The 24814-nt window shown below is 63.9% G+C and carries 27 protein-coding genes; 11 read left to right on the top strand and 16 right to left on the bottom strand.

Annotated features, from left to right (window positions below):
* Nucleotide 1: 1 nt before the first annotated feature.
* The 7 genes from bcsB to NCS67_RS15575 all read right to left on the bottom strand — a co-directional run bounded on the left by bcsB (nt 2) and on the right by NCS67_RS15575 (nt 7867).
* Nucleotides 2-2491: a cellulose biosynthesis cyclic di-GMP-binding regulatory protein BcsB gene (bcsB, locus tag NCS67_RS15545; protein WP_250435643.1), complete on the bottom strand. Its 2490-nt coding sequence runs from the start codon at nt 2489-2491 to the stop codon at nt 2-4.
* 2 nt (nt 2492-2493) lie between these two features.
* Nucleotides 2494-4710, bottom strand: a complete 2217-nt coding sequence (gene bcsA, locus NCS67_RS15550; protein WP_033537141.1) for a UDP-forming cellulose synthase catalytic subunit — start codon at nt 4708-4710, stop codon at nt 2494-2496.
* Complete coding sequence (gene bcsQ, locus NCS67_RS15555) at nt 4707-5495, bottom strand: cellulose biosynthesis protein BcsQ (RefSeq protein ID WP_175979200.1); 789 nt, start codon at nt 5493-5495, stop codon at nt 4707-4709. The genes bcsA and bcsQ overlap by 4 nt, the downstream gene beginning before the upstream one ends.
* A complete protein-coding gene (gene bcsP / locus NCS67_RS15560) occupies nt 5492-6226 on the bottom strand; it encodes a cellulose biosynthesis protein BcsP (RefSeq protein WP_250435644.1) in 735 nt (244 codons plus the stop codon). Before bcsP ends, bcsQ begins: the two co-directional genes overlap by 4 nt.
* Before the next feature lie 122 nt (nt 6227-6348).
* Complete coding sequence (gene bcsD / locus NCS67_RS15565; protein ID WP_008353636.1) at nt 6349-6804, bottom strand: cellulose biosynthesis protein BcsD; 456 nt, start codon at nt 6802-6804, stop codon at nt 6349-6351.
* 576 nt (nt 6805-7380) lie between these two features.
* On the bottom strand, nt 7381-7578 hold the full coding sequence (locus NCS67_RS15570) for a hypothetical protein (RefSeq protein WP_008353634.1): 198 nt from the start codon (nt 7576-7578) through the stop codon (nt 7381-7383).
* Between the two features lie 52 nt (nt 7579-7630).
* Nucleotides 7631-7867, bottom strand: a complete 237-nt coding sequence (locus NCS67_RS15575; RefSeq protein WP_250435646.1) for a hypothetical protein — start codon at nt 7865-7867, stop codon at nt 7631-7633.
* A 153-nt stretch (nt 7868-8020) separates the two neighbouring features.
* Between NCS67_RS15575 and NCS67_RS15580 the strand changes: the two genes are divergently transcribed.
* Nucleotides 8021-8635 (top strand): NAD(P)-dependent oxidoreductase, encoded by a 615-nt coding sequence (locus NCS67_RS15580; RefSeq protein ID WP_250435647.1) that lies wholly within the window; start codon nt 8021-8023, stop codon nt 8633-8635.
* Nucleotides 8636-8641: 6 nt separating this feature from the next.
* Here NCS67_RS15580 and NCS67_RS15585 read toward each other — a convergent pair whose 3' ends face one another.
* From NCS67_RS15585 to NCS67_RS15605, 5 genes are all read right to left on the bottom strand, one after another.
* The gene (locus tag NCS67_RS15585; RefSeq protein ID WP_250435648.1) at nt 8642-9109 is read right to left on the bottom strand and encodes a DUF3331 domain-containing protein; all 468 of its coding nucleotides are present in this window, start codon (nt 9107-9109) and stop codon (nt 8642-8644) included.
* A 347-nt stretch (nt 9110-9456) separates the two neighbouring features.
* The gene (locus tag NCS67_RS15590) at nt 9457-10293 is read right to left on the bottom strand and encodes an ABC transporter permease (protein ID WP_008353631.1); all 837 of its coding nucleotides are present in this window, start codon (nt 10291-10293) and stop codon (nt 9457-9459) included.
* A 5-nt stretch (nt 10294-10298) separates the two neighbouring features.
* On the bottom strand, nt 10299-11570 hold the full coding sequence (locus tag NCS67_RS15595) for an ABC transporter permease (protein WP_250435649.1): 1272 nt from the start codon (nt 11568-11570) through the stop codon (nt 10299-10301).
* A gap of 64 nt (nt 11571-11634) precedes the next feature.
* Nucleotides 11635-12669: an ABC transporter substrate-binding protein gene (locus NCS67_RS15600; RefSeq protein ID WP_409017527.1), complete on the bottom strand. Its 1035-nt coding sequence runs from the start codon at nt 12667-12669 to the stop codon at nt 11635-11637.
* Between the two features lie 56 nt (nt 12670-12725).
* On the bottom strand, nt 12726-13832 hold the full coding sequence (locus NCS67_RS15605) for an ABC transporter ATP-binding protein (RefSeq protein ID WP_008353628.1): 1107 nt from the start codon (nt 13830-13832) through the stop codon (nt 12726-12728).
* Nucleotides 13833-14020: 188 nt separating this feature from the next.
* Between NCS67_RS15605 and pdxR the strand changes: the two genes are divergently transcribed.
* Nucleotides 14021-15514, top strand: coding sequence for a MocR-like pyridoxine biosynthesis transcription factor PdxR (pdxR, locus tag NCS67_RS15610; RefSeq protein ID WP_034471872.1), 1494 nt, complete (start codon nt 14021-14023; stop codon nt 15512-15514).
* Nucleotides 15515-15528: 14 nt separating this feature from the next.
* Here the strand turns inward: pdxR and NCS67_RS15615 are convergent, their stop codons facing one another.
* Entirely contained in the window at nt 15529-16107 is a 579-nt protein-coding gene (locus NCS67_RS15615) for a TetR/AcrR family transcriptional regulator (RefSeq protein ID WP_250435650.1), read from the bottom strand.
* A 98-nt stretch (nt 16108-16205) separates the two neighbouring features.
* On the opposite strand from NCS67_RS15615, the gene NCS67_RS15620 reads away from it, so the two are divergent.
* Entirely contained in the window at nt 16206-16673 is a 468-nt protein-coding gene (locus NCS67_RS15620; RefSeq protein WP_250435651.1) for a nuclear transport factor 2 family protein, read from the top strand.
* 13 nt (nt 16674-16686) lie between these two features.
* Here NCS67_RS15620 and NCS67_RS15625 read toward each other — a convergent pair whose 3' ends face one another.
* Entirely contained in the window at nt 16687-17709 is a 1023-nt protein-coding gene (locus NCS67_RS15625) for a transporter (RefSeq protein ID WP_008353624.1), read from the bottom strand.
* 259 nt (nt 17710-17968) lie between these two features.
* Here NCS67_RS15625 and NCS67_RS15630 point away from each other — a divergent pair, with 259 nt between their 5' ends.
* The 3 genes from NCS67_RS15630 to NCS67_RS15640 all read left to right on the top strand — a co-directional run bounded on the left by NCS67_RS15630 (nt 17969) and on the right by NCS67_RS15640 (nt 19405).
* Complete coding sequence (locus tag NCS67_RS15630; RefSeq protein WP_033537148.1) at nt 17969-18313, top strand: hypothetical protein; 345 nt, start codon at nt 17969-17971, stop codon at nt 18311-18313.
* 62 nt (nt 18314-18375) lie between these two features.
* Nucleotides 18376-18807, top strand: coding sequence for a response regulator (locus NCS67_RS15635; RefSeq protein ID WP_250435652.1), 432 nt, complete (start codon nt 18376-18378; stop codon nt 18805-18807).
* A 322-nt stretch (nt 18808-19129) separates the two neighbouring features.
* On the top strand, nt 19130-19405 hold the full coding sequence (locus NCS67_RS15640) for a hypothetical protein (RefSeq protein WP_008353619.1): 276 nt from the start codon (nt 19130-19132) through the stop codon (nt 19403-19405).
* 106 nt (nt 19406-19511) lie between these two features.
* On the opposite strand, the gene NCS67_RS15645 is transcribed toward NCS67_RS15640, so the two are convergent.
* Entirely contained in the window at nt 19512-20465 is a 954-nt protein-coding gene (locus NCS67_RS15645) for a chemotaxis protein (protein WP_008353618.1), read from the bottom strand.
* Nucleotides 20466-20751: 286 nt separating this feature from the next.
* Between NCS67_RS15645 and NCS67_RS15650 the strand changes: the two genes are divergently transcribed.
* The 3 genes from NCS67_RS15650 (at nt 20752) to NCS67_RS15660 (ending at nt 23155) form a co-directional block, all read left to right on the top strand.
* Nucleotides 20752-21192, top strand: coding sequence for a CBS domain-containing protein (locus tag NCS67_RS15650; protein WP_175979204.1), 441 nt, complete (start codon nt 20752-20754; stop codon nt 21190-21192).
* Nucleotides 21193-21308: 116 nt separating this feature from the next.
* The gene (locus tag NCS67_RS15655; protein WP_033537147.1) at nt 21309-22307 is read left to right on the top strand and encodes a diacylglycerol/lipid kinase family protein; all 999 of its coding nucleotides are present in this window, start codon (nt 21309-21311) and stop codon (nt 22305-22307) included.
* Entirely contained in the window at nt 22304-23155 is an 852-nt protein-coding gene (locus tag NCS67_RS15660) for a metallophosphoesterase family protein (RefSeq protein ID WP_250435653.1), read from the top strand. Before NCS67_RS15655 ends, NCS67_RS15660 begins: the two co-directional genes overlap by 4 nt.
* Here the strand turns inward: NCS67_RS15660 and NCS67_RS15665 are convergent.
* On the bottom strand, nt 23139-23534 hold the full coding sequence (locus tag NCS67_RS15665) for a PPC domain-containing DNA-binding protein (RefSeq protein WP_008353614.1): 396 nt from the start codon (nt 23532-23534) through the stop codon (nt 23139-23141). The two genes, NCS67_RS15660 and NCS67_RS15665, sit on opposite strands and share 17 nt — an antisense overlap.
* 104 nt (nt 23535-23638) lie before the next feature.
* On the opposite strand from NCS67_RS15665, the gene NCS67_RS15670 reads away from it, so the two are divergent.
* Nucleotides 23639-24028 (top strand): MAPEG family protein, encoded by a 390-nt coding sequence (locus tag NCS67_RS15670; protein WP_008353613.1) that lies wholly within the window; start codon nt 23639-23641, stop codon nt 24026-24028.
* A 16-nt stretch (nt 24029-24044) separates the two neighbouring features.
* The gene (locus NCS67_RS15675) at nt 24045-24719 is read left to right on the top strand and encodes an alpha/beta hydrolase (protein WP_008353612.1); all 675 of its coding nucleotides are present in this window, start codon (nt 24045-24047) and stop codon (nt 24717-24719) included.
* Nucleotides 24720-24814: the final 95 nt, after the last annotated feature.

Genomic DNA, 24814 nt, shown 5'->3' on the forward strand with positions numbered 1-24814 from the left:
ATCAGTCCCTCAGGCGCCGCGCGGCGATCGAGCGCAGCGTACGGTAGAACAGGGCCGCGATGATGAGCGCGGCGAGCACGCCGGCGAGCACCAGCAGAATCGGATGCGACGACAGCGCCCAGCGCATGTAGTGCATCGGCGAAAGATGGCCGACGTAGTAAGCCTCGCCGTTCGACGTGACCGTCACCGTGCGGCCGTGGATCACGGCCATCGCGCCTTGAATCGACGGCAGCAGGTCGTTGTCGAGCAGGGCGGCGGAAAGATCGGCGTCGGACTGGCCCGCCGCGCTGATGAGCGCCACCGCGCTGCGCCCGCTCTTGAGCGGCGATTCGAAGCCGGTCAGAAGCGCATCGCCGTTCGAGCTGACGAGCGACAAATCCGCGCGCGCGGGCGAGCGTTCCGGGCCTTGCTCGCCATGCCACCAGTCGACGAGCTTGAACGCGACATCGGAAAGCTGGAACGTGCGCGCGTCGCCGTCGCCGGAAAAGGGCATCTGCTTCGCCCAGCGTTGCAGCAGCGGCTGGCGTCCGGGCGAACCGAGGATCAGCAGATCCTTGTCGGCGAAGCGGTCGACGTCGTTCGCGCTCGTGACCGTCACGCCCGTCACCGGATAACCCGTCGATGCGCCCATGCGGCCCATTTCGAGCAGATACAGGCTGTAGTCGGCCGAGTTCGGCTCGTTCGGCAGCACGACCGCCGTCTGCGAAAGATCGGCCATGCGCGTGAACGGGAAGCCGCCGTTGGCGAACGCGGCCAGATCGGGCAGCGCCATGTAGTGCGGGAAACCGGAGAGATCGATGGTCGAATTCGGATCGACCGCGCCGACGACGTTATCGAGCACGCGGCCCTGGCATTCGCCCGTCTTGGGGATGTCGTAATAGAAATGCAGACGCAGTTGCGCGCGCGGCGTGATGAGCAGCGGCGGCAGATAAATCTCGCGGCGCGCGGCGACCGTCTTGTCCGGCATCACGCGGCTGAAGTAGTGACCGAGATCGAACGTCGATGTCGATACGGCCGGAATGCGCAGCGACTGCACGAAGCCATTGTTGACGCTGATATTGAGCGACGAGCGATCCGGCGCGGGCCGCACCGTATAGCGATAGCCGAGATCGACGGGCACGCCCTTCGTCTGCCACATGAAGAGATCGGGCGGCACGCGCAGATTCACGCGCACGGCATCGGCGTCGTAGCCGTAGGCGGTCAGGTCGCGCGCTTCCGCGAGCTCGCCGAAGCGCACGGGGCGGTCGGTCGGCAGCCAGTTGGGGGCATCGTATGGGCGGCGCGGCTGAAGGTCGTTGAACTGCGTGATCGTCGCGCTCGTGCCGGACAGCGTGTTCTGTCCGACGCCAAGGGCCTTCGCGGCGGTCTTCAGCTCGTTGTCGTCGCGGCCGAGCACGAGCAAGAGACGCCCGCGCGCGTTCGCATCGCGTTCGACGAGCGCGATCGTCGGACCGGAGACAGGCGGAATGTCGACGCCCGCGATCTTCGCATCGCCGATGGCGAACACCACGGCATTGCCCGACAGCGGCACGTTGTCCGTCTGCGCCGGAAAGATCGCGCCGCGATAGCCCGCGAGCGAGCCGAAGTACGACGCGACCATGCCGGCGGCTTCGAGCGTCGGCAGGCTCGGCTTGCCCGCGAACACGAAAGGCAGTTCGAGGCGGCGCACGTCGCGCCGGTCGAAGAACGGAGTCGGCAGCGCGGCGAGATCGGGCTTGTTCGCGATCGACGCATACGTGAGATCGAGCGAACTCGCGTTGCTGACGGTCGCCCAGAGCGTCGAGTTCGACGGATCCTCGCACTGCTGCGTGTAGTGGCCGATCAACTGCACGTTGAGGTGATTGAACTCGGTGATGAAGCGCGGATCGATCGCCACGTCGCGCGCGACCAGCGTGCCGGCCTGTTCTTTCGGCACCGGCAGCGTCGCGGCCACTTCGCCGTTGATGAGCACCTTCAACTGCGAAATCGACGGCAACAGCGACGGCGAATAGCTATAGATCAGATGCAGGATCGCGCCGGTCACGACTTCGTCGCCGCGCACCGAAAACGCGATGCCGTTCTGGCCATCGGTGCCGCGCAGTTGCAGCGGATCGAGCGCGCCGTAATCGGCGAAGGTCAGCGTCTGACGGCGGCCGCCCGGAACCAGCGTGCCGGGATCGGCGGTCGTCGGAATGCGCGACGTGAGCGGCTTCTCGGGCTTGCCGGAAAACGCGGGCACGGGCATCGCGAGCGGCGCTTGCTGAATCGACGCCGGGTTGTAGACGACGGCGGGACTCGGCGCGGGCACGGCGCCGACGCCGGTCGCCTGCTGCGCGCCGCCGGTTGCCGCAGCGCTTTCGGCCGCCGCCGCGATGGACGCGAAGGGCGCGGCGAACGCCGTCTGCAAGGCCACGAAGACGGCCAGCGCGCGTGCAAAGGGTCGTTCGCAAAAACGCGGCGCGCGCTCGCCCGTTTCTTTTTCAACGCGCAACTTCGACATACCGATGCCCATTTTTATTGGTCTTTGGTTTTCAGCTTCTTCACATCGACCGGGCGCTTGTTCATCCAGGTTCGAAGGTCGCTGTACAAGTGCTCGAACAGTCCCGCGATGCCGCGCGTGCCGACGAGCAGCACATGCGACAGGCCGCGCAACGGCGTGTCCGGACGGCGTCCCTCCGACCATCCGGTCCAGGCGTCCGCGCGCGCGAAAGTGGTCTTCACGAAGTCGTATTCCTGCTCGCGCGTGAGTTGCGAGAAGCGCAGGCCGACGCGTCCGGGTTCCGTATAGCCGACCGTCGCCGGAAACGCGTATTCCTCGTCGCCGCGAAAGAGCGAGACGGTGACGCGCTCGTGCATCGGCACTTCGATCTTGCTCGGCAACGCGACGCCGACGCCGCCTTCCGAATAATCGATGGTCTCGCAGGCGAGCGTGCGGCCGGTCGAGAACTTGAGCATGACGGGCATTTTCATCGTGACGCGATGCGTCGCGCGGACCTGCTTGCGCTCGCTCGCCGCCGCCACCGATGCGCCGAGAATCAGCATGTTGTAGACCGTCCAGCAGAGGTTGAGGATGGTCGTGTTCACTTCGCTGCGCACGTGCCAGTTGATGGCGATATGCACGATGCCCGCGACGAAGCCGAGCAGATTGAGGAGCAGCAGGAACAGATACGGCCGCGAGATGGACCAGTCGAAGTAATCCTTCGCGATCTGCCCGCCCTTGGCCGTCACGTTGAACTTGCCGAGCTTCGGGTTGATGACGGCGAGCAGCGTCGGCGCGGTGATGTACGACGCGAGCACCGATTCGTACACTTCGGCCCAGAACGAATGGCGGAAGCTGCGCTGCATGCGCGAATTGGTGATGCTCGCGTGCATCATGTGCGGCAGCGCGAAGATCGCGATGGTGCTCGCCGCCGCTTCGATCACATGCGCGCCGAAGAACAGATACGACAGCGGCGCGGTAAGAAACACGAGACGCGGCACGCCGTAGAAGAAGTGCAGCATGCCGTTGAGATAACAGAGCCGCTGGCCGATCTTGAGGCCCTTGCCGGTAAGCGGATTGTCGATGCGGAAGATCTGCGTCATGCCGCGCGCCCAGCGGATGCGCTGCCCGATATGCCCTGAAAGACTTTCCGTGGCAAGACCCGCGGCCTGCGGAATCGCGAGGTACGCGGTCGTATAGCCGAGCCGATGCAGCTTGAGCGCCGTATGCGCGTCTTCGGTCACGGTCTCGACCGCGATGCCGCCGATTTCCTCGACCATCGAACGGCGCAGCACGGCGCAGGAGCCGCAAAAGAAGGTCGCGTTCCAGAGATCGTTGCCGTCCTGCACGAGACCGTAGAACAGTTCGCCTTCGTTCGGCACCTTGCGGAACGTGCCGAGATTGCGTTCGAACGGATCGGGCGAGAAGAAATGGTGCGGCGTCTGCAGCATCGACAGCAGCTTGTCGCGCAGGAACCAGCCGAGGCAGATTTGCAGGAAGGAGCGCGTCGGGATGTGATCGCAATCGAAGATCGCGAGGAATTCGCCCTTCGTGATCTTGAGCGCCTCGTTGATGTTGCCCGCCTTCGCGTGACGGTTATGCGTGCGGATCGTCCAGTTGACGCCCACTTCCTCGCAGAACGTCTTGAATTCGGGGCGACGGCCGTCGTCGAGTACGTGGATCGCGAGCTTGTCCGACGGATAGTCGAGCGCGAGCGCCGCGTAGATCGTCGGCTTCACGACGGAAAGCGGCTCGTTGTACGTCGGGATGAATACGTCGACGGTCGGCCACTGGCTGCGGTCGGCCGGCAGCGGCAAGGGCTTTCTCTTCAGCGGCCACGCGGTCTGGAAGTAGCCGAGCATGAGCACGAGGGTCGCGTAGACTTCGGCGGCGACGAGCAACATGCCCCAGGCGGCGTCGAGCGGACGTTCCCAGTAAGTCGTTTCCGTGAGCCGCCAGAACATGTAGCGGCCCGACGCGACGATCGACAGCATGATCATCACGAGCGTCGCATACTGGCCTTGCAGGCGGCGAAAGCCGAGCGCGCAGACGAAGCAGATCGTCGCGAACGCGAGTTGCTGGCCGAACGCGAGCGGCACCGTGACGACGAAGTAAAGCGCGAACGCGGCGAAGAGCGTGAGCAGGATCACGACGATCCGGCTGCTCCAGATGCCTGCATCGACGAAACGTTCGAGGCGCGAGGTCGCGACGCTCACTTCGGTCTCGGGCGACGGGATCTTGGCGGAACTCATGCGAGCTTCCTCGGCGAAGCGGCCATCGCATCGACGGCCGAGAGGAGCCACTCGCCGCACGCGCGCAAATCGGCGGCGGCTTGCGACAGCGGATCGTAGTGGATGAGCGTCGTGTCGCACGCGAGCGATTCGGAGACGCCTTCGTCCTGATGGATGACGCCCGGAAACAGCTTCGTGCCGAGCATGTTGCGCAGCACCTTCAGCACGTCCTTGCTCAATTGACGCGACTGATCGACCTGATTCACGACGTAGCCCTGACCCGCGAAATCGGCGCGCGGCGCAGCGTAGGCGTCGATCATGCGCTCCATGCCGGGGATCGCGGCGTAGGACGCGGCATCGGCCAGCACGACGTTCAGCGCGAAGTTCGCCGCCGTCAGCGCGGTGCGCGTGTAGACGGACGAGCCCGGCGGCGTATCGACGATCACGATGTCGTTGGCGTCGAGCGCGAGCGAACCGAGCGCATGCGCGAGCCACGCCGGATCGCTATCGACGAGCGCCTCGAAGCGGCGGCGGTCGTCTTCGGTCACCGCGCCGTAAGGCAGCACGGTCACGCCGTCGACGCCATCGAACATCACCGTCTGCCAGGGATCGCGGCTGAGCGTCGCGCGCGAGATGCCGTCGATGCTGTCGAGCGGAATGCCGAAGTGCAGGCGCAGCGCGTTCTGCGGATCGAGATCGAGCACGATCACGCGACGATTGCGCGCGGCGAGCACCGACGCCAGATTGGCGGCGAGCGTCGTCTTCCCGACACCGCCTTTCGCGGAAACTACCGTGATGACTTTCATGAGCGTGAGAGGCGGCTCGCGCGAGCTTGCGTGTTCGTGGATTCGTCGCCCTGCGGACGGGCGTGGCGCAGGCGCTCGAACATGGCGTCGAGCGAGTTCGCGGACGCGCTCGGCGCGCTCTGCGTTTGCGGCTTGAAGAGCTTGCCGAGGATCGATTGCGGCGCGGCGGGCGCAGCGGCTGTCACCGGCGCAACTTGCGCAGGCGTGCGGCGCGCCGCGAAGTCCGTTCCGAACGAGGCGGCGGGGCGCGCGAGTTCAGTAGCGTTCGATTCGACCGGCGGGACCATTGTATGAACCGGCGCTGCGTTCGTCTTGGACACGGTCGCCGAATCTGGAATCGTTTCCGTTTGCGCCGGCGCCGATTCGCCGAGCACCGAAAAGCGCAGCGCGCTCAACGACTCCGCCGCCGGCGGATTGACGGCCGGAATCGTGCGGCGATGCGGCCGCGTGAAGAGAGGCTGCCTGCCGCGATGGATCGGCGTCGGCTTGTCGGCATGGTGAGCGGCGGGCGGGGCGGCGGCTTCGTCCGGGCGCGCCCGCGCGGCGTTCGGCTGCACGTCGTGGCGCGGCGCGATCTCCGGAATCGCCGGCTGCGCGAAGTCGAGCGTGGCAAGCAGCGGCCAGCGGGTGCGGGCCGTCGTGGCCTCCTTCTCCCGGCCGATTTCCTGATAGTCGCCTGCATTGCCGCCGAAATGATCGAAGAGCTTCTCGATATCGCGCGAAGTATTCATGATGCCGCTTCCTCGTCGTGCCTGTTCTTGATGCCTGGCCGGTGCTGCCTGTTTTTAGCCGCCCGTTCGGGGCGGTCGATGCCGCCGCGTCGAGGCGGCGGTCGCAATGTGCTGAAGATGCTTCAGGCCGCGACGCGCGCGAGCCTGAATTCGATGGCCGCGTCGTCGCCGAAGTCGCTCGCCTGACGGATCGCGAGTCCTTGTGCGCCGAGCCCGGCGAGCCATCGCTGATACGCGCCTTCGAGGAACGCGGGCGTCCATGCGAGCGCGCTTTCGCCGAAGGCGGGCAGCGGCGCGCAGAAATGCACGATGCTCAGATAGTCGCGCTCGTCGGAGAGCTCGACGAAGCCCCAGTCGGTGTCGTGCCACAGCGCGTTGAGCGCGTCGGCGAGCGCCGACGTGGAATCGCAGGGCGGCAGCGGCCGGGCTTCGGCGAAGCGGCTGCCGACGTTGTGCATCAGTTGACGCAGTTCGTTGCGCCCGATCTGCGCTTCGAACTCCTCCGCGAGCGCTGCCAAAAGGCCGCGCCATTGTCTGGAAATCTGACTGTCCAACAGATAATCGAAAATAGCGGCCATGTTTTGTTCGGCAGGGCGTGAGCCGCCGCGCGTGGTTGATCGGTCCTGCAGACTTGTTTGCGTTCTCGCGGGGGACTGCCGAACCGCGACGATGGATCCGGACGTTTGTCCAGGCGCTATGACACGTCTGAACTTACTTCAATGCAGTTGTTTTCGCCAGTAGAAACACTAGCAGGGGATTTTTTGTCGGATCGGGCGATCAGGACGCAGCAGACGACCCAATTCGGGCGTTCGGCCCTCGCGAGGATGGACGAAATATCGACAGACGCGCGCTATTCCGAAGTCGGATTCGGGCTCGCCCGCAACGGCGGCGGAAGTGTACCATCTCGTTAATGAGCAAAATCAGAGCGTTGGCTCTGAATCACACCGATTGACTTTTCGCAAAACGGCGCAGCCACGGCGTGAACTAAGCCATTGTTTTGTCTGATTAAACGGCCTAAACGCAATCGGACGCGTTGCGGGGCATTTATCTCCCGCAGGCAACGGCCGACAGGCAATCGAAACGCCGCTTCAAAGGGTTTCGCAAGGCCAAAAAAAACGCCCCGAATGGGGCGTTTCGTATGACGTTTAGAACGTTCAGGGATTCGCGCGTACGGCGTCCCTGACTGCGTCCATCACAATGCCGTAATTGAGCGGGATGTCCAGCGAATCGGAGTAGCCGGGTTCGTCGGCGGACTCCTTGGGGACAGCGTGAACCGGAATCGGTTCGTAGGCGGTTTCGCCTGCCGGATTGTCGCGTCCTTCGATGGCACCCTGCAATTGCGGATTCTTCACGGTTAACTCCTTCCGGTAATGGAGCGGCGAGGAACTGCAATATAAACCAATGTCATGACATTTTGGCGACTTCGATTTGGAAACTCGCTCCGAAACTGCTGCGGGCGGCGCGCCGGTAATCGCCGCTGTCGCGCATCTCGAAAGAGTGCGGGGCCTCTAGTTTAATGGTGCGGCGCGCCTCCGAAAGCGCCGTTTCATTATGACGATCGCATGCCGATATTGCGCCCGCCTCGTGAATTCGGCCCGGAAATTGCATGAGTCCATGTTTATCAGGTAAGTTTTTAATCATCGCCGCACGCTATTCGATTCTACTAATCGGTATTCTCCGGAAACAAACTCCATCGAAAGCGTCGGCTGTGGCGCCGGTTATTTCGCTCTATCATCAACCGCGCGGTCGGATCACGCCGGCGCGCCTGCCGCACATGCAAAGGAGAAAGTGGCAATGAGCAGAATCGCGATCATCGGGGCGACGGGCAATGTCGGCAGCCGTCTGGTAGAAGAATCGTTGCGCCGCGGACACACGGTCACGGCGATCGCGCGCGATACGTCCGGGCTCGCGCAGCGCGATGGCCTCACTCCGCTGAACGTCGATGCCCTCGATGCCGACGCGCTCGCCGCCGCGCTCGCCGGACACGACGCCGTGTTCAGCGCGACGCGCTTCGCCACGGTCTCCGAGCCGGCCATCGTGGAGCCGGTGAAGCGGGCGGGCGTGCGGCGCCTGCTGGTCGTGGGCGGCGCGGGCAGCCTGTACGCGGCGCCCGGCCAGCGCGTGCTCGATTTGCCCGATTTCCCCCCGCCGTACAAACCGGAAGCTACGGCGGGCGCGGCATTTCTCGACGCGTTGCGGCGCGAACGCGACGTCGACTGGACGTTCATCTCGCCGTCGGCGGAATTCGTACCGGGTCCGCGGACGCAGAAATTCCGGCTCGGCGTCGACGAATTGCTCGTCGACGGCAGCGGCCGTAGCTGGATTTCGTTCGATGATTACGCGATCGCGTTTCTGAACGAGTTCGAACGCGAATCGCACATCAAACAGCGCATCACCATCGGATATTGAACGCCGTCAGCCGTGCAAATCGACTTCCATTTGCTCGGCGTCTTTGGGCATCGCGGCGGCCAGAATCATCGCGGATGCGTTTTGCGGCTTCGGATCGCGCTGCGACGGCCGATAAACCTGATCCCCGCGATGAATCGGCATTCCCGATAGCGAGCACACGCCTTCGGCCGTCGCCGTGGTTGCGCGCCAGCCCTGATAGCCGTAGTGGCACGTACCGGGATCGGACCAGTACACGAGCGCCGTCGCGCTGCTCGGGCGCTCGATCACGCGCACGATGGCTTGCGGAAACGGCAGCCGATCATTCGAATGATGCGGATGCGTGCGATTCCAGTCGCGCGTCAGGCGTTCGAGAAACGCGCTCTCCGCGCGGGCGGATTTCTGGGAAGGCGCGGTGCGGGCGATCTCCGTGGGCATCGCCTCGAGCAGGTGAACCGTCTGTGACCACGGGTCCGCTCTTTTCGTAAAAGCTGTCATGGCATTGTTCCAGGCTTTGACTCGACCTAGAACGTACGTCATTAAGCATATTCCGATAAATACCGCATCAGTGAATACACTATCCCGTTGCTGCGAATAATCGGGCGGCAACACAAGCGACCCTTCGTCGCGCCTTGGTGGGCGGGCGTTTAAGAGATTCGTAAGCTCGCTCGCGGGCCGGTGCAGACCGAAAAATCGATCGGAATCTCCCTCGTTCGCGAGGGTTTTGCGCGATTTGTACGGCAAGAGCACCTGGCGCGGATGCGAGAGCGACAGCGAGGCCCGATCGGAGCCTCGCGGGATGGGCCCTTCGCATAGTCCGCGATGCGCGTCGCGGACCGGCCAATTTACGCGACGGCGCGCGCCGCCGCGCGGCCTCGCAGCCACTCCAACGCGAGCAGCAGGCTCGTCGAGAACACGATGAGAATCGTTGCGAGCGCCGCTATCGTCGGGCTGATATTTTCGCGGATGCCGGTGAACATCTGCCGTGGCAGCGTCGTCTGGTCGGCGCCGGCGAGAAAGAGCGTGACCACGACTTCGTCGAACGAAGTGGCGAACGCGAACAGCGCGCCCGAAATCACGCCCGGCGCGATGACCGGCAGCGTCACGCGGAAGAACGTCTTGAGCGGGCTCGCGCCGAGCGACTGACTCGCGCGCACGAGATTGTGGTTGAAGTTCTGCAACGTCGCGCCGACGGTCGTCACGACGAAGGGCACGCCGAGCGCCGCGTGCGCCAGAATCAGCCCGAAATACGTGTTCGCGATGCCGAGCGGTGCAAAAAACAGATACATGCCGACGCCGACGACGATCACCGGCACGATCATCGGCGAGATGAGCACGGCCATCAGCACGCTCTTGCCGATGAAATTCGCCTTCGTCAGTCCGACCGCGGCGAGCGTGCCGAGGATCGTCGCGACGAGCGTTGCCGAAGGTGCAACGATGAAGCTGTTCTTCGCCGCCATGCGCCATTCCTGCGACATGACGAGGTTGTGATACCAGCGCATCGACCAGCCGGGAATCGGATAGACGAGGAACGTGCTCGACGAGAACGACAGCGGCACGATTGCAAGCACAGGCAGGATCAGATACAGGAGCGTCAGCACGCACAGGATGCGCAGCGCGAAATACCAGATGCGCTCGATCGCGGACGTGTGCGGCGCGAACATCGGTTTGGCGAGTTTCATCTTCTTTACCCCAGGCTCACGTTCGCGCGCGTGAAGCGGCCGTAGACCACGTAGAGCAGCAGCGTCGCGGCGAGCAGCAGCGCGCCGAGCGCGCACGCCATGCCCCAGTTGATCGTTACGTTGGTGAAGTAGGCGATGTAATAGCTGACCATCTGATCGTTCGGCCCGCCGAGGAGCGCCGGCGTGATGTAATAGCCGATGGCGAGAATGAACACGAGCAGCACGCCCGCGCCGATGCCCGGATACGTCTGCGGCACGTACACGCGCCAGAACGCGGCGAACGGATGACTGCCGAGCGACACGGCCGCGCGCTGATACGTCGGCGGCACGGATTTCATGACGCTGTAGAGCGGCAGGATCATGAACGGCAGCAGGATATGCGTCATCGAGATATACACGCCGACACGATTGAACAGCAGCGCGAGCGGCGAGCCGATCAGTCCCGCGCCGATCAGCGCCGTGTTCACGAGGCCCTCGCTTTGCAGCAGCACGATCCACGCGGCGACACGCACCAGTACCGACGTCCAGAACGGGATCAGCACGAGCACCATCACGAGGTTGGCGCGGCGTTCGGGCAGCGTCGAAATCCAGTACGCGAGCGGATAGCCGAGCAGCAAGGCAAACAGCGTCACGCCGACGCCGATCACGAACGTGCGGCCGAATACCTTCAGATAAATCGATTGATCCGGGTCCGCATGGACGATATTGCCGAAGCCGTCCTGCTTGTGATCCAGCGACGCGAGGACATAGAACGGCGAATAGCGGCCGGCGTTTTTCGCGATCGCCTGCCAATAGGCGGGATCGTTCCAGCGCTCGTCGAGTTCGACGATCTTCGACTTGATCTGCGCGGCGGGCAGTGGCTTGCCGTCGTCGCCGGTGAGCGGCATCGCGCGCGCGGTCTTCGCGACGAGCGAGCGGTAGCCCGGAATCTCGGTGTTCAGCCGGCGGGCGAGGGCGCCCATCGATTCGCCTTCGGAAATCGCGGTCAAATCCTGCGCGAGCGCGGCATACGCTTCATCCGATGGCGGCGTCTTGCGGTCCCATTTCGCGAGCGCGGCGCCGGTGTGCGGCAGCGCATTGGCCACTTCGGGATTTTCGATGGCGCGTGTGAGCAGCGCGCCGATCGGCACGACGAAAATCAGAAACAGGAAGATGGCGAGCGGCGCGATCAGCGCGAGCGCCATCGCGCGCTTTTTCGCATCGGCGATCTTCAGTTCGCGCTTCAGACGCGCGCTCGATTCGCGCGATTCTTCCGCGGGGATCGTCATGGTGTTCACGCTTGTGTCTCCTTCTTGACGGTCGCGCCTCCTGGCGACGCGCGACCGTCGCGCCAGCCAGTGCTTACTTCGACGCCCACGCGGTAAAGCGCTGCTCGAGCTCGTCCCCGTGATCGGTCCAGAACGCCATGTCCTGCAGCACGGCGTTCTTCGCGTTCTCAGGCGAGTTCGGCATGTCGGCCTTGGTCTTCGCGTCGAGCGCGGCGATCGCGGCCTTGTTCACCGGGCCGTACGCGATGTTCTTCGCATAGGTTTCCTGCGGCTTCTGCGACACCGAATACGCGATGAACTGCTGCGCGACGTCCTTGTTCGGCGAGCCCTTCGGAATCGCCCAGTAGTCGAGGTCGTAGATGCTGCCGTTCCAGACGACCTTCAGGTTCTTGCCTTCCTTGCGCGCAGCGTCGATACGGCCGTTGTACGCGGTGGACATCACGACATCGCCCGCGACGAGGAATTGCGGCGGCTGCGCGCCCGCTTCCCACCACTGAATCGACGGCTTGAGTTCGTCGAGCTTCTTGAATGCGCGATCCGCGCCCGCCTTGGTGCCGAGCACCTTGTAGACGTCCTTCGGCGCGACGCCGTCGGCCATCAGCGCGAATTCGAGGTTGTAGCGCGCGCCCTTGCGCATGCCACGCTTGCCGGGGAATTTCTTCGTGTCCCAGAAGTCCGCCCAGCCGGCCGGAGCGGTCTTCAGCTTGTCGCCGTTGTAGGCGAGCGCGGTGGACCACACGAAGAAGCCGACGCCGCAGGTTTGCGGCGATTCGGGCACGAGATCGGATTTCTTCGCGATCTTCGACCAGTCGAGCTTTTCATAGAGACCTTCGTCGCAGCCGCGGCCGAGATCGCCGGATTCCACTTCGACGACGTCCCAGTTGACGTGCTTCGCTTCGACCATCGCCTTGACCTTGGCCTGCTCGCCGTTGTATTCGACGGCCGTGACCTTGTTCTTAGACGACTGCTCGAAGGGCTGGTTGAACGCGACTTTCTGCGCGTCGCCGTTCGCGCCGCCGAAGTTGACGACGGTGATTTCCGCCGCGCCCGACACTGCCGACGCGCATGCGAGCGCCGCCGCCATGGAACACAAAGCGAACTTCTTCATGATGGTTTCCTCTCTTCTTCGACTTGGTTTTGTCAGTGGACCTACGGTTGGGAAGTTCAGGCGAACACGCGCAGATGCTCGGGCGCGAATTCGAGCGCGACGGGCGCGCCGGGCGTGAAGCCGTCGAGCGCGGGCGTGCCGAGCGGCACCTTGACGAAGCATTCGTCCTGTTCGCGCACGCCGCAGCGCATGCGAACGTGGTCGCCGAAATAGATGAGGCTTTTCGCTTCGCCGGACAGCGCGTTGATGTTGCCGTTCGCATGGCCGTTGCCTTGCGTGAGATCCGTGAGCTTCATGCGTTCGGGCCGGATGCACGCAATCGCTTCCGCGCCGGGCTTCGCGTTCGCGACATTGAGCCCGGACACGCGCGTGCCGTCGGCTAAACGGATCTCGCAGAACTCGCCCTGAATCTGTTCGATGGTCCCGCGCAGCCGGTTACTGTCGCCGATGAAGTTCGCGACGAACTCGTTGCACGGCGCTTCATACAGATGATCGACGGTGTCGAGCTGCTGCACGATGCCCTTGTCGAATACGGCGACGCGGTCGGACATGGTGAGCGCTTCGCCCTGATCGTGCGTGACGTAGACGAACGTGACGCCGAGCTTCTCGTGCAGCGCCTTGAGTTCGATCTGCATGTGCTCGCGCAACTGCTTGTCGAGCGCGCCGAGGGGTTCGTCCATCAGCACGAGCTTGGGTTCGAACACGAGCGCGCGGGCGAGCGCGATACGCTGCTGCTGCCCGCCGGAAAGCTGCGCCGGATAACGCTTCGCGAAGCTCTCCATGCGAACCATCTTGAGCGCGTTGTTCACGCGATGCGCGCGCTCTTCGGCGGACATCTTCCGAACGGTCAGCGGATATTCGACGTTCTGCTGCACCGAAAGATGCGGAAAGAGCGCGTAGTTCTGAAACACCATGCCGATGTCGCGCTTGTGCGGCGGCACTTTGTTGAGCAACTTGCCGTCGAGCCAGATCTCGCCGCCGGTCGGGAACTCGAAGCCGGCGAGCATCATGAGACAGGTCGTCTTGCCCGAGCCAGATGGCCCGAGCAGCGTGAGAAATTCGCCCTGATAGATGTCGAGATCGAGCGATTTGACGACGAGCGTTTCGCCGTCGTACGTCTTTCGAACGCCGCGAAAACTGACGATCACCTGATCGGATTTCATCTGTCCGTGTCTCCTTCGGAAAAACCCTGTTGCTGACTGCCGGACGGCTGCCGACGTGCGGAAATTATTTCCACTACCTGCGATAACTATAGCCCGCCACGGTTCTACAATGTGGAGCCATTTCAATATTCAAAATAGAACCACTTGAGGGTGACCGGAATAGTGGTTTTCATGCGATGGGAGATACCGTGGATACGATCATCCTGGCCGACTGGCTGAGCGCGCGGCTCGATCGCACGGCCGCCGAGCCGATGTACCGGCAAGTGCTCGAACTGATGCAGCAGGCCATTCTCACGAGCCAGCTCGCGCCGGGCACGAAGTTGCCGAGTTCGCGCACGCTCGCGATCGATCTCGGCATCGCGCGCAATACCGTCCTGCATGTCTACGATCAGCTCACGGCCGAAGGCTATGTGAATTCGACGACCGGCAGCGGCACGTATGTCGCCGACACCGCGCCGCGCGATGGCGTCGCGAAGAAAGCGAAAGCCGAGGAAACGAAGGCGTCGTGCACGATCTCGCGGCGCGGCGAGCGCCTGATCGCGCAGGCGGGCGTGTCGCCGAAACAGTGGGGCGCGTTCATGCCCGGCGTGCCGGACGTCGCCGAGTTTCCGGCACGCACATGGAGCCGCTTGCAGGCGCGTCTATGGAAGCGCGCGAACCCCGATCTGCTGACGTATGCGCCGGGCGGCGGCTATCGTCCGCTGCGGCGCGCGTTGTCGGATTATTTGCGCGTCGCGCGCTCCGTGAAGTGTCAGCCGGACCAGATCATCATCACGACCGGCATTCATCAGTCGATCGATCTCGCCGTGCGCCTGCTCACCGATTTCGGCGATCGCGCGTGGGTCGAGGAGCCGTGCTACTGGGGCGCGCGCAGCGTGCTGCAATCGTCGGGGCTGACGCTCGTGCCGATTCCCGTCGACGAGGAAGGGCTCAATCCGGCCGCGCGCGACATGACCGAGCCGCCGCGGATCGCGCTCGTGACGCCGTCGCATCAATATCCGCTCGGCATGGTGATGAGTCTCGCGCGGCGTCGCGCGCTGCTCGAGTTCGCGCGCCAGCACAAGGTGTGGATCATCGAGGACGATTACGACAGCGAGTTCCGCTACGGCAGCCGGCCGCTTTCGTCGTTGCAGGGACTCGACGACGCGGGGCAGGTGATCTATGTCGGCAGTCTCGGCAAGATGCTTTATCCCGGCTTGCGCATGGGTTACATGGTCGTGCCGGAGGAGCTTGTCGAAACGTTTCGCATCGGCGTGGCGGAACTGTATCGCGAAGGGCAACTGATGCAGCAGGCGGTGCTGACCGAGTTCATTCTCGACGGGCATCTGACGTCGCATGTGCGGCGCATGCGCGGACTGTACGGCGAGCGTCGCGAATTGCTGATCAACGCGATCCGCGCGCGTTTCGGCGATACGCTCGCCGTGCGCGGCGACGAAGCCGGACTGCATTTCGTGCTCGAACTGCCGCAGTTCGTCGACGATCGCGCGGTCGCCGCCGATGCGCTGGCGGCCGGCGTCGTCACGCGCCCACTGGTCAATTACTTCATGAACCGCGACGAGGCGTTGCGCGGTTTGATGCTTGGCTACGCGTGCGTGCCGAATCATGACATCGCGCCGAATTTCGCGAAGCTCGCCGATGTGATCGAGCACGCAATGGCGCCCATGCAGGTCGCGCAGGCATGAAGCCGTTCATCGCGCTACTCGGCTGCGCCGCGCCGGACCGCGCGGACGACGCGTGCGAGCGCCTTCAATGCATCGGCGGGCGAATCGGCGAATTGCGCGGCGACGATCGCGCCATCCACGGCGAGCGCGAGCGCTTGGGCATCGGCTTTGGCGGTGCGCGAAGCCGGCATCAGCGCGCGGATCGCCGCGGTCATGTCACGCTTGTGGCGACGTGAAATATCGATGGCCTGCGGCAGCGTCGCGCCGACTTCGACGACCGAATTGATGAACGCGCAGCCACGATAATTCTCGCTGCCGAACCATTCGGCGAGCGCGGGCGCGAGCGCGTTGAGCGTTCCGCCGTGGCGCGCGAGCGCGTCGCGGAACCATGCCATCCAGTTATCGTGACGAAACGTGAGGAACGCGACGATCAGATCGTCCTTGCTCGGGAAATAGCGATAGAACGTCTTCTTCGCGACGCCCGATTCGGCGATCACGCGATCGATGCCCGTTGCGCGAATGCCATGGCGATAGAAGAGATCGTGCGCGGTGTACAGGATGCGCGCGTCCGGCGCGAGCTCGGAGAAATCGCTGGAGATTGCGGAAGTATTCATGCAATCGATTGTAGACAGGTTCGTCTACCTGCGCTAGAGTGCGTCGGGTAGACAGACCTGTCTACTCATCTCATCGCTTAGAGCAAAGAGGACTCGCCATGGAATCCAAGCCGCCGTTTCCGCCGTTCGATGAAGCATCCGCCAAGCTGAAAGTCCGTCTCGCCGAAGACGGCTGGAACACGCGCGATCCGGAGCGCGTATCGCTCGCGTATAGCGTGGACACGCGCTGGCGCAATCGCGCCGAATTCGCGAACGGGCGTGAGGAAGTCGTCGCGTTTCTGCGTCGCAAATGGGCGCGCGAACTCGACTATCGGCTTATCAAGGAATTGTGGGCGTACACGGGCAATCGCATCGCGGTGCGTTTCGCGTACGAATGGCACGACGACGCGAACAACTGGTATCGCAGCTACGGCAATGAAAACTGGGAATTCAACGAAGCGGGATTGATGACTCACCGTCACGCCTCGATCAACGATCTGCCGATCAAGGAAGCGGACCGCAAATATCATTGGCCGCTCGGTCGCCGGCCCGACGATCATCCGGGCCTGAGCGACCTGGGCTGCTGACTTCGGGGGCCGGCTACATATCGCGTCGTCGCCGGAACGCCCACCATCCGGCGAGCGCGGTGAAGGTCGCGACGATCGCCACGAGCAGCCAGAAGCCGTGGTGATTTTCCGCGAGCGGAATGCCGCCGACGTTCATGCCGAAGAAACCCGCGACGATATTGATCGGCAGCGCGAGCACGGTCACGAGCGTCAGCGTGAAGAGCGTGCGGTTGCTTTGTTCGTCCATGCGCGTCGCGACTTCTTCCTGCAGGAGCTTGATGCGCTCGACGAGCCCGGCGAGATCGTTGAGCACGAGCGAGAACTCTTCGGTCGCGTCGCGAAGGTCCTGAATGTCCTGCGAATGCAGCCAGCGCGGCGGCCGCGCGAGCAGCCGGAACACGGAGCCGGGTTCGGGCGCGAGCAGGCGCTGCAGCCGGACGAGCACGCGCCGCAGTCCGCCGAGATCGGTGCGGGTCGCGGCGCCGCGCATCGACAGGAAACGGTCTTCGATGCCGTCGACCTCGACGCTCGTGCGCCGCACGATATGCACGAGCAGATCCGCCTGATCGCGCAGCAGATGCGCGAGCAACTCGGCGGGCGAACGGAAGATTTCGCCGCGTCTAACCGACTCGCGCAGCGAATCGACCGATCGCAAGGGCTTGAGCCGCGCCGTCACGATCAACTTCTGATGCGTGTAGACCCACAGCGTCGCGATCTCCGAGGGCGTCAGCTCGAAGTTGAACATCACATCGTTGATGACGGCGAGGAGCGCGCCTTCCTGATGCTCGATGCGCGTCGAATGCGAGCCTTCGTTGAGCGTGTCGAAGAACGCGTCGGGCAGGCCGAGGCGGCCGCGCATCCACCGTTCGCACGAACTGTTCGCGAGATCGAAGTGCAGCCAGACGAATTCCTTGGGCGTGTCGTCGCGGGCGAGCCATTCGCTTGCGGCTTCGGCATCGATCGGCACGCCGGGCAGATCGGCATGAAATCGGAAACCGCAGACGAGGCCGGAAAAGTCGGAGCCGTAAGGCGGTCTTTGCAGGGTAGCGGGATTCATGCGGGCGTTCGGTTACATTCTGAGTATGTCGGCGTGTCGGCGGATGACGCGGCCCCGACGCTTCTGGCATGCGCGTCGCCACGCGCTAGTGTGCCATCGGTCGCGCCCCGGATCGCGATCGTATCGCGTGAACGCGAGCGAAACGATGGCCACGAACGCGGTGCGCCGTGCAAATATGACTGTCATTTTGTCGGCGTATCATCGCGCCACGCAAGACGGGCGCACGCGAGGCGCCGCGCGCGAAACTGGGGAGAAGGCAGTGGAAGACCATGACGACATGGACGGGGCGACGCAAACCACCGCGAACGGGCTGGTTCGCCTGGCGTCGGTGATTGCGGGACTGGCGCGCGAAGGCGCGATCGATACCCGCTTCGGCGCGAAGCTCCTCAAGCGGCTCGACAAGGAAGCGCGGCGCGTATCCGAACCCGGCGGCGCGCCGCTCGACGAGACGGAGCAGTCCGCGCTGTTCGGGGCGCTCGGAGAACTGGATGTCGCGTTGCGCCAGCGCGACGCGGCATCGCTCGTCGAGGCGAATGCGCGGCTGCGCGAGAGCGAAAGCGCGTCGGGAAAGCGTCGCAAAAGCCGGAAGAGCGGCGACGCCTGAGCTTGGCGGCGGGCGGGCGCGAAACATGCTGTTGGGCAGTCGTATGTTTCCGTCGAACGCCCATGCCCCTGTACTTGCATTCTCCTCATTGCGCGCTTTGGACGAATCGCAACGTCGATGTCGACCGCGATTCGTGGCGCATCCTCATCGTCGACGACAACGCCCATAGCGCCGAAGCGCTTTGCGCCGCGCTCGAAGCTGAGGGCTTCGACACGCGTTTTGCGTTGTCCGGCGTCGATGCACTCCATACGATCGACAACTGGGTGCCGCACATCGTCATTCTCGATATCACGATGCCGGAACACGACGGTTTCGCAACCGCGCGCGTGCTTCGCCGTATCGCCCGCACGCGCGACGCGGTGATCATCGCGTTCACGGCGCTCGGTGAGGACATCGTGCGGGCGGAGGGCATGCATTCCGGATTCGACGGTTATTGCCAGAAGGGCAACCCGCCCACGGAACTGCTCCGCCTGATCGGACGGCTCGTTCACTGAGATAACGCGGGATGTCGTTCGCGCTAGCGGTAAATTCGCACGTTCGTGCGCTAAATAATTGTTCGTTCCCCGCTAAACGAAGCAGCCGAGCGCGCCGCTTGTCAACACGCGCAATCGCCCGCCAGGCGGACGTTTAGGACGATTTTGAACGATCGTGCGGCCAACTATTGTTGGTCCATATCGAAAACTGAATTGAAATTTATGGAGATAAAAAAGCGATAGTAGGGGTATACACTGCATTCCATCGACGTAGCAGACAGTTTCTCGCAAGACCGCTGCGGCGCTTTCTGATTGAACGTCAACCGTCTTTGGAGCTCACACCATGAAACGCAATCTTCTCGCTACCCTTCTGATCGCCGCTACCGCCACGCTCGCCGCTCCCGCTTTTGCAAGCGGCTACGGTCCGGCTCCGTTCTACCGTCCGGCTGTCGGCGCGCCGACGTCGCAACAAGGTCCGAGCGCACAAGCGATCGCCGCCGAAGAAAACGCGAACGGCACGAGCACGACCGCTTTCGGCGGCTCGCGCGACGCGCTGGCTCAGTCGGGCACCCGCACGCAATCGGCCAACAAGGCTCAGTCCGTCTTCTTCGGTCAATAACCGGTTCGGCCAGCCCGGCTCATCCGCCGGGCCGACAGGCTGAAAGACTGATTCGGCGCGCGCCGCGCAGGCTCAAAAGGTCTGCGTTGCGCGCGCCGAACGCGTTTCAGGCCGCGAGCGCGCCGCGCATCACGTTCGCGAGCTCCGACGCCTCGAACTTCGACACATACGCGTTCGCACCGACCTTGCGTACGTGCTGCTCATTCGCCGATCCCGACAGCGACGAGTGAATCACCACCGGAATGTGCATCAGCCCGGTCTCCGCCTTGATGCGGCGCGTGAGGGTGAAACCGTCCATTTCGGGCATTTCCAGATCGGTGAGCACGAGCGCGATGTGATCCGCGACCTCGGTGCCGTCCTTCTCCGCCTTTCTGAGCGCCGCTTCCAGTACGTCCCACGCTTCCTGGCCGGTTTTGGTCATCACGAAGGGCACGCCCATCGCCGTGAGACTTTGCTCGATGAGCGCCCGCGCGACGCCCGAATCGTCTGCCGCAAGCACGCGCGCGCCCGGCTTGAGCTGCAGCCGACCGGTGTTGGCCTCGGTGATATCCGTTTCCTGCGACGGCAGCACATCACGCACGATGCGCTCGACGTCGAGCACCTGCGCGAGCCGCGAGCCGTCGACGTTGCCATCGAGCCGCGCGAAACTCGTCACCGTCTTGCCGCCCGAGTGCGATTCCGCCGACAGCACCTGATTCCACTCGAGCCGCACGATGTCGTCGACTTCCTCGACCGCGAAGCCTTGCGTCGTGCGCGCGAATTCGGTGACGAGCAGAATTTTCGGACCGTTTTTCGGCCGGCAGCCGGTGATGCGCGCGAGATCGATCACGGGAATGATCTGGCCGCGGATATCCGCGACGCCGAGAATCTCCTCGCTCGAACCGGCGACGGCGGTGATCGTCGGCATCGCGAGAATCTCGCGCACCTTGAACACGTTGATGCCGTACAGCTCCCGTTGCTCCGAGCCCGGCGACTCGCCGAGCCTGAACAGAAGCAATTCGAACATGTTGCTGCCCGCGAGCCGCACGCGCTGCTCGATATCCTGTTGTGAACTGCTCACCTCGTTCTCCCTCTAAGCGATGCCTTCGTGTGTTTGCCGGTGGCTTCACTTTCCACCAGATGCCTGATTAGCGGCATTAATCGGCGAAACTGAAGGCACGCGTGACGACGCGCGAGATGAAACGCGCGGCGCACGTCTCGCGCGGCGCCGGTGATCTATACTTTTTTTGAATGGTCGGGTTAATGCCGATGAAGGCATCGCGCGCGAGGCTTTACGCTGCATACAGGCGCAAGATTACCCGTCGCCCAGGCGCAACAACGTTCCCCGCTCATAACGGAGGCGCTCGATGGCAACAGTCGCACAGGTTCTGAATTCGAAACCCGACCAGACGGTCTTTACCGTTCCAGCCACGGCGTCGGTCTTCGATGCAATCAAGCTGATGGCCGACAAGCACATCGGTGCGGTGATCGTCACCGAAGGCGACGAGATCGTGGGCATCATGACCGAGCGCGACTATGCGCGCAAAGTCGTCCTGATGGACCGCGTCTCGAAGCACACGCCGGTGCGCGACATCATGACGTCGCACGTGCGCTACGTGCGCCCCGACCAGACCACCGACGACTGCATGGCGCTCATGACCGACAAGCGCATGCGTCACTTGCCGGTGATCGACAACGGCAAGCTCATCGGCATGATCTCCATCGGCGATCTGGTGAAGAACATCATGGCCGAGCAGCAGTACACCATCCAGCAGCTCGAGTACTACATTCGCGGCGAGCACACTTGATTGCCGGCGATCCGGCTGTAAGCATTTCGTTATAATCGGCAGGCTTCGCCTATGAGCGCGGAGCCACGCTCGTCGTGCGCGATCCGCGCGCGCGGAGCATCGAGGGAGCGCCGCCGATGACACCGACTGCCGCATCCGCATCTCCATCCGCCGACACCGCAAAAACGCTCGCCGCCGACGCGCCGTTCTTCATCGTGATGAACGCGGGCTCGGGACGCCGTCAGTCCGACGCGACCCGCAGCCTGCTCGAAAGCGAACTCGGCGCGGCCGGGCGACGTTTCGAATTGCGCGTCGTCGACGATCCGCGCGGTCTCGCGGACGTCGCGCGCGAAACCGCGGCGGCGGCGTGCCAAGCGGGCGGCGTGCTCGTCGGCGCGGGCGGCGACGGCACGCTTTGCACGGTCGCGCACGCGGCGCACGACGCCGGCTGCCCGTTCGCCGTGCTGCCGCGCGGCACGTTCAACTACTTCAGCCGCGACCACGGCATTCCCGCCGATCTCGAGCAATCGACGAAACTTCTGCTCGACGCGCGCGCCTATCCGGTGCAGGTCGGCTTCGTGAACGCGCGCATGTTTCTCGTCAACGCGAGCCTCGGGCTTTATCCGCGCTTGCTCGAAGATCGCGAAATCTACAAGCGGCAATTCGGGCGCAGCCGGCTCGTCGCGCTCTGGTCGGCGCTTTCCACGATGCTCAAGCCGCATCGCCATTTGCGTTTGCATATCGATCACGATGGCAGCACGACCGAAATTCGCTCGTCGACGCTCTTCGTCGGCAACAACCGCCTGCAGATGGAGCAGATCGGCATGCCGGACGAAGCGCGCGCGCTGGAACAGGGCTTGCTCGTCGCGATTGCGCCGCGGCCGGTCGGACGGCTCATGCATCTGTGGCTGTCGCTGCACGGCGCGGCGGGGCGTCTGTCGGATTCCGATCACGTCGTGAGCTTCACGTTCGAGCGCATCACGGTGACGCATCCGTCGAAGAAGCGCAGACTCGTCAAGATCGCGACGGATGGCGAGGTCGCGAAACTGCAGATGCCGCTGGAATTTCGCGTGTCCGACAAACCGCTTTTCCTGCTCAAGCCTGAGCCGACAGTGGCCGAAGCCAATCGCTCATGACCTTGCTGTTGCAGATTTCCGATACGCATTTCGGCACCGAGCGGCCGCCGGTGGTCGCAGCGCTCCTGCGGCTCGCCGATGCACTCGCTCCCGATCTCGTCGTGCTGTCCGGCGATATCACCCAGCGCGCGCGCAAGCGGCAGTTCGCGTCGGCGCGCGCGTTCGTCGATGCGCTCGGCGCGACGCCGACGCTCGTCATCCCCGGCAATCACGACATTCCGCTTTTCGATCCGCTCGCGCGGCTGTGTTATCCGTACGCGAATCATCAGCGCGCGTTCGGCGCCGATCTCGAACCGGCGTTCGATTCGGCGAGGCTGCTCGTGCTCGGCGTGAACACGACGCGGGCGTATCGTCACAAGGACGGCGAAGTGTCGATGCAGCAGGTGAGGCGCGTCGCCGCGCGGCTGGAGGCGGCGAGCGCGGCGCAGTTGCGCGTCGTGGTCACGCATCAGCCGGTGGCCGTCACGCGCACTCAGGACGAAAAGAATCTGCTGCACGGACGCGAGCGCGCGGTGCCGCGCTGGGCGCGTGCGGGCGCGGACCTGATTCTCGGCGGGCATATTCATCTGCCCTACGTGTTGCCGCTGCACGATACCTTCGCGGGACTCACGCGCCGCATGTGGGCGGTGCAGGCGGGCACGGCGCTGTCGTCGCGCACGCGCGGCACGATCGACAATTCGGTGAACGTGATCCGCCACGACGCAAGCGTTGGCAATGGCGACGGGCGTCGCGCGACGGTCGAACGCTGGGACTATTCGGAGACGACCGAAGCATTCGAGATGATCGCGCGCCACGATCTCGCGCTCGGCGTCGCGCAACCGACGGATGCTGTCACGTCGCCCGGATGACGAGTTCGGCGAAGCCCGTCGCGGCATCGTGCTCACGCGTGTAACGTTCGCCGGGCAGATGCGCGACGATGATCTCCGCCGTCGTCCGCACGATGCAGCCCGGCGTGACGTGGCCGCCGGAGACGCGGCCATCGGCATCGGCGATGCTCATGTGCAGGTGCGGGCCTTGCGCTGACAGCGTGCCGGCGAGCGTGACGATTTCGAGATCGCCGCGCAATTCAACGGCTTCGTCGCGGCCCGCGTAGCGCAGACGCGCGACGTTCAGGCTGCCGATGCCCTGAAGGACGAACGCGGCGGAGAGCGCGTGCGCGCGGAAGGCATGATCGAGCGCGGCGCGCAGATCGTCGCCGGGCGACAGACGAAGGGTCATCGCATGCATGGATGAAGGACTCGTAGGGGATCACGTTCAAGACTACACGCTGGCGGATCGCGGTGGCATCATGGGCGCGGTCCGCCGTGGCTATTTCTTACTGTGGAGACGCCATGAGTTTCGAACTGACGATGCTTGCCTGGACGCTCGTGCTCGCGCTGGTGCAAGTGTTGCTCCCTGCGGTCGTGCGCAACCGCGAAGTCGGCATCAGATACCAGGCCGGCCCGCGCGATGCCGCCACGCCGCCGCCCAGCAAGCTTTCCGGACGGCTGATGCGGGCGCAGTCGAATCTGTTCGAGACGCTGCCGATTTTCGCCATTGCGGTGCTGATCGTGCACGTCACGGGGCGCGAGAACACGCTCACGCACTATGGCGCGCTCGCGTATTTCGTCGCGCGTCTGGTCTACGTGCCGCTCTACGCTGCCGGCGTGCCGTTCGTGCGCTCGCTGGTGTGGCTGGTGTCGGTCGTGGGCATCGTGCAGATTCTCGTTCCCATCATCTGACGAGGAGTGAAGGGCAATGACCGATCAAGCTTCAACCATCGAGATCGAAACCGCGCCGAATCCCGAATTCGCCGTGATCCTGATGCACGGCCTCGGCGCCGATGCCAACGACTTCGTGCCGCTCGTGCCCGAATTGCGTCTCGCCGATGCGCCCGCGATCCGCTTCGTGTTTCCGAACGCGCCGGAGATCGCCGTGACGGCGAATAACGGCTATGTGATGCGCGCGTGGTACGACATTCTGTCGTTCGAGGGCATCAACCGGCGCGTGGACGAGGCGGGCATCGTCGCTTCGGTCGGGCGCGTGCGGGCGCTTATCGAGGCGCAGAACGCGCGGGGAATTCCCAGTGAGCGCATTTTTATCGCGGGATTTTCGCAGGGCGGTGCGATGACCTATCAGGCGGGGCTCACTCATCCTGAGAAGCTCGCTGGGTTGATCGTGCTGTCGGGCTACATTCCTTCCGAAGGGCTGATCGATGAATCGCTTTCCGAAGCGAACCGATCGGTTCCCATCTTTGCCGCGCATGGGAGCTTCGATGATGTGCTCAATGTGGCTCTCGGTGAGCAGGCGTGCGAATTCGCTCGCGGGCAAGGGTGTGAGGTCGAATGGCATGCCTATCCTATGGCGCATTCGGTTTGTATGGAGGAGGTTGAGGCGTTGCGGGCTTGGTTGGGGGGGCGGTTGCGGGGGTGAGGTTTTTTTTTGGGGGGGGCCGCGGTTGGGGGGGGGGTGTTTTTGTTTGGCCGGGGGGGGGGGGGGGGGGTTTTCGTCCCCCCCCCCCCCCCCCG

This window comes from Caballeronia sp. ATUFL_F2_KS9A, from assembly GCF_023630765.1.
GTDB classification, from domain to species: Bacteria; Pseudomonadota; Gammaproteobacteria; order Burkholderiales; family Burkholderiaceae; genus Caballeronia; species Caballeronia zhejiangensis.

What these genes read in the sequence shown, in the direction of transcription:
- bcsB (WP_250435643.1), bottom strand. Translation starts at nt 2,491, where the DNA reads ATGGGCATCGGTATGTCGAAGTTGCGCGTTGAAAAAGAAACGGGCGAG.
- bcsA (WP_033537141.1), bottom strand. Translation starts at nt 4,710, where the DNA reads ATGAGTTCCGCCAAGATCCCGTCGCCCGAGACCGAAGTGAGCGTCGCG.
- bcsQ (WP_175979200.1), bottom strand. Translation starts at nt 5,495, where the DNA reads ATGAAAGTCATCACGGTAGTTTCCGCGAAAGGCGGTGTCGGGAAGACG.
- bcsP (WP_250435644.1), bottom strand. Translation starts at nt 6,226, where the DNA reads ATGAATACTTCGCGCGATATCGAGAAGCTCTTCGATCATTTCGGCGGC.
- bcsD (WP_008353636.1), bottom strand. Translation starts at nt 6,804, where the DNA reads ATGGCCGCTATTTTCGATTATCTGTTGGACAGTCAGATTTCCAGACAA.
- NCS67_RS15575 (WP_250435646.1), bottom strand. Translation starts at nt 7,867, where the DNA reads ATGATTAAAAACTTACCTGATAAACATGGACTCATGCAATTTCCGGGC.
- NCS67_RS15580 (WP_250435647.1), top strand. Translation starts at nt 8,021, where the DNA reads ATGAGCAGAATCGCGATCATCGGGGCGACGGGCAATGTCGGCAGCCGT.
- NCS67_RS15585 (WP_250435648.1), bottom strand. Translation starts at nt 9,109, where the DNA reads ATGACAGCTTTTACGAAAAGAGCGGACCCGTGGTCACAGACGGTTCAC.
- NCS67_RS15590 (WP_008353631.1), bottom strand. Translation starts at nt 10,293, where the DNA reads ATGAAACTCGCCAAACCGATGTTCGCGCCGCACACGTCCGCGATCGAG.
- NCS67_RS15600 (WP_409017527.1), bottom strand. Translation starts at nt 12,669, where the DNA reads ATGAAGAAGTTCGCTTTGTGTTCCATGGCGGCGGCGCTCGCATGCGCG.
- NCS67_RS15605 (WP_008353628.1), bottom strand. Translation starts at nt 13,832, where the DNA reads ATGAAATCCGATCAGGTGATCGTCAGTTTTCGCGGCGTTCGAAAGACG.
- NCS67_RS15615 (WP_250435650.1), bottom strand. Translation starts at nt 16,107, where the DNA reads ATGAATACTTCCGCAATCTCCAGCGATTTCTCCGAGCTCGCGCCGGAC.
- NCS67_RS15620 (WP_250435651.1), top strand. Translation starts at nt 16,206, where the DNA reads ATGGAATCCAAGCCGCCGTTTCCGCCGTTCGATGAAGCATCCGCCAAG.
- NCS67_RS15625 (WP_008353624.1), bottom strand. Translation starts at nt 17,709, where the DNA reads ATGAATCCCGCTACCCTGCAAAGACCGCCTTACGGCTCCGACTTTTCC.
- NCS67_RS15635 (WP_250435652.1), top strand. Translation starts at nt 18,376, where the DNA reads ATGCCCCTGTACTTGCATTCTCCTCATTGCGCGCTTTGGACGAATCGC.
- NCS67_RS15640 (WP_008353619.1), top strand. Translation starts at nt 19,130, where the DNA reads ATGAAACGCAATCTTCTCGCTACCCTTCTGATCGCCGCTACCGCCACG.
- NCS67_RS15650 (WP_175979204.1), top strand. Translation starts at nt 20,752, where the DNA reads ATGGCAACAGTCGCACAGGTTCTGAATTCGAAACCCGACCAGACGGTC.
- NCS67_RS15655 (WP_033537147.1), top strand. Translation starts at nt 21,309, where the DNA reads ATGACACCGACTGCCGCATCCGCATCTCCATCCGCCGACACCGCAAAA.
- NCS67_RS15660 (WP_250435653.1), top strand. Translation starts at nt 22,304, where the DNA reads ATGACCTTGCTGTTGCAGATTTCCGATACGCATTTCGGCACCGAGCGG.
- NCS67_RS15665 (WP_008353614.1), bottom strand. Translation starts at nt 23,534, where the DNA reads ATGCATGCGATGACCCTTCGTCTGTCGCCCGGCGACGATCTGCGCGCC.
- NCS67_RS15670 (WP_008353613.1), top strand. Translation starts at nt 23,639, where the DNA reads ATGAGTTTCGAACTGACGATGCTTGCCTGGACGCTCGTGCTCGCGCTG.
- NCS67_RS15675 (WP_008353612.1), top strand. Translation starts at nt 24,045, where the DNA reads ATGACCGATCAAGCTTCAACCATCGAGATCGAAACCGCGCCGAATCCC.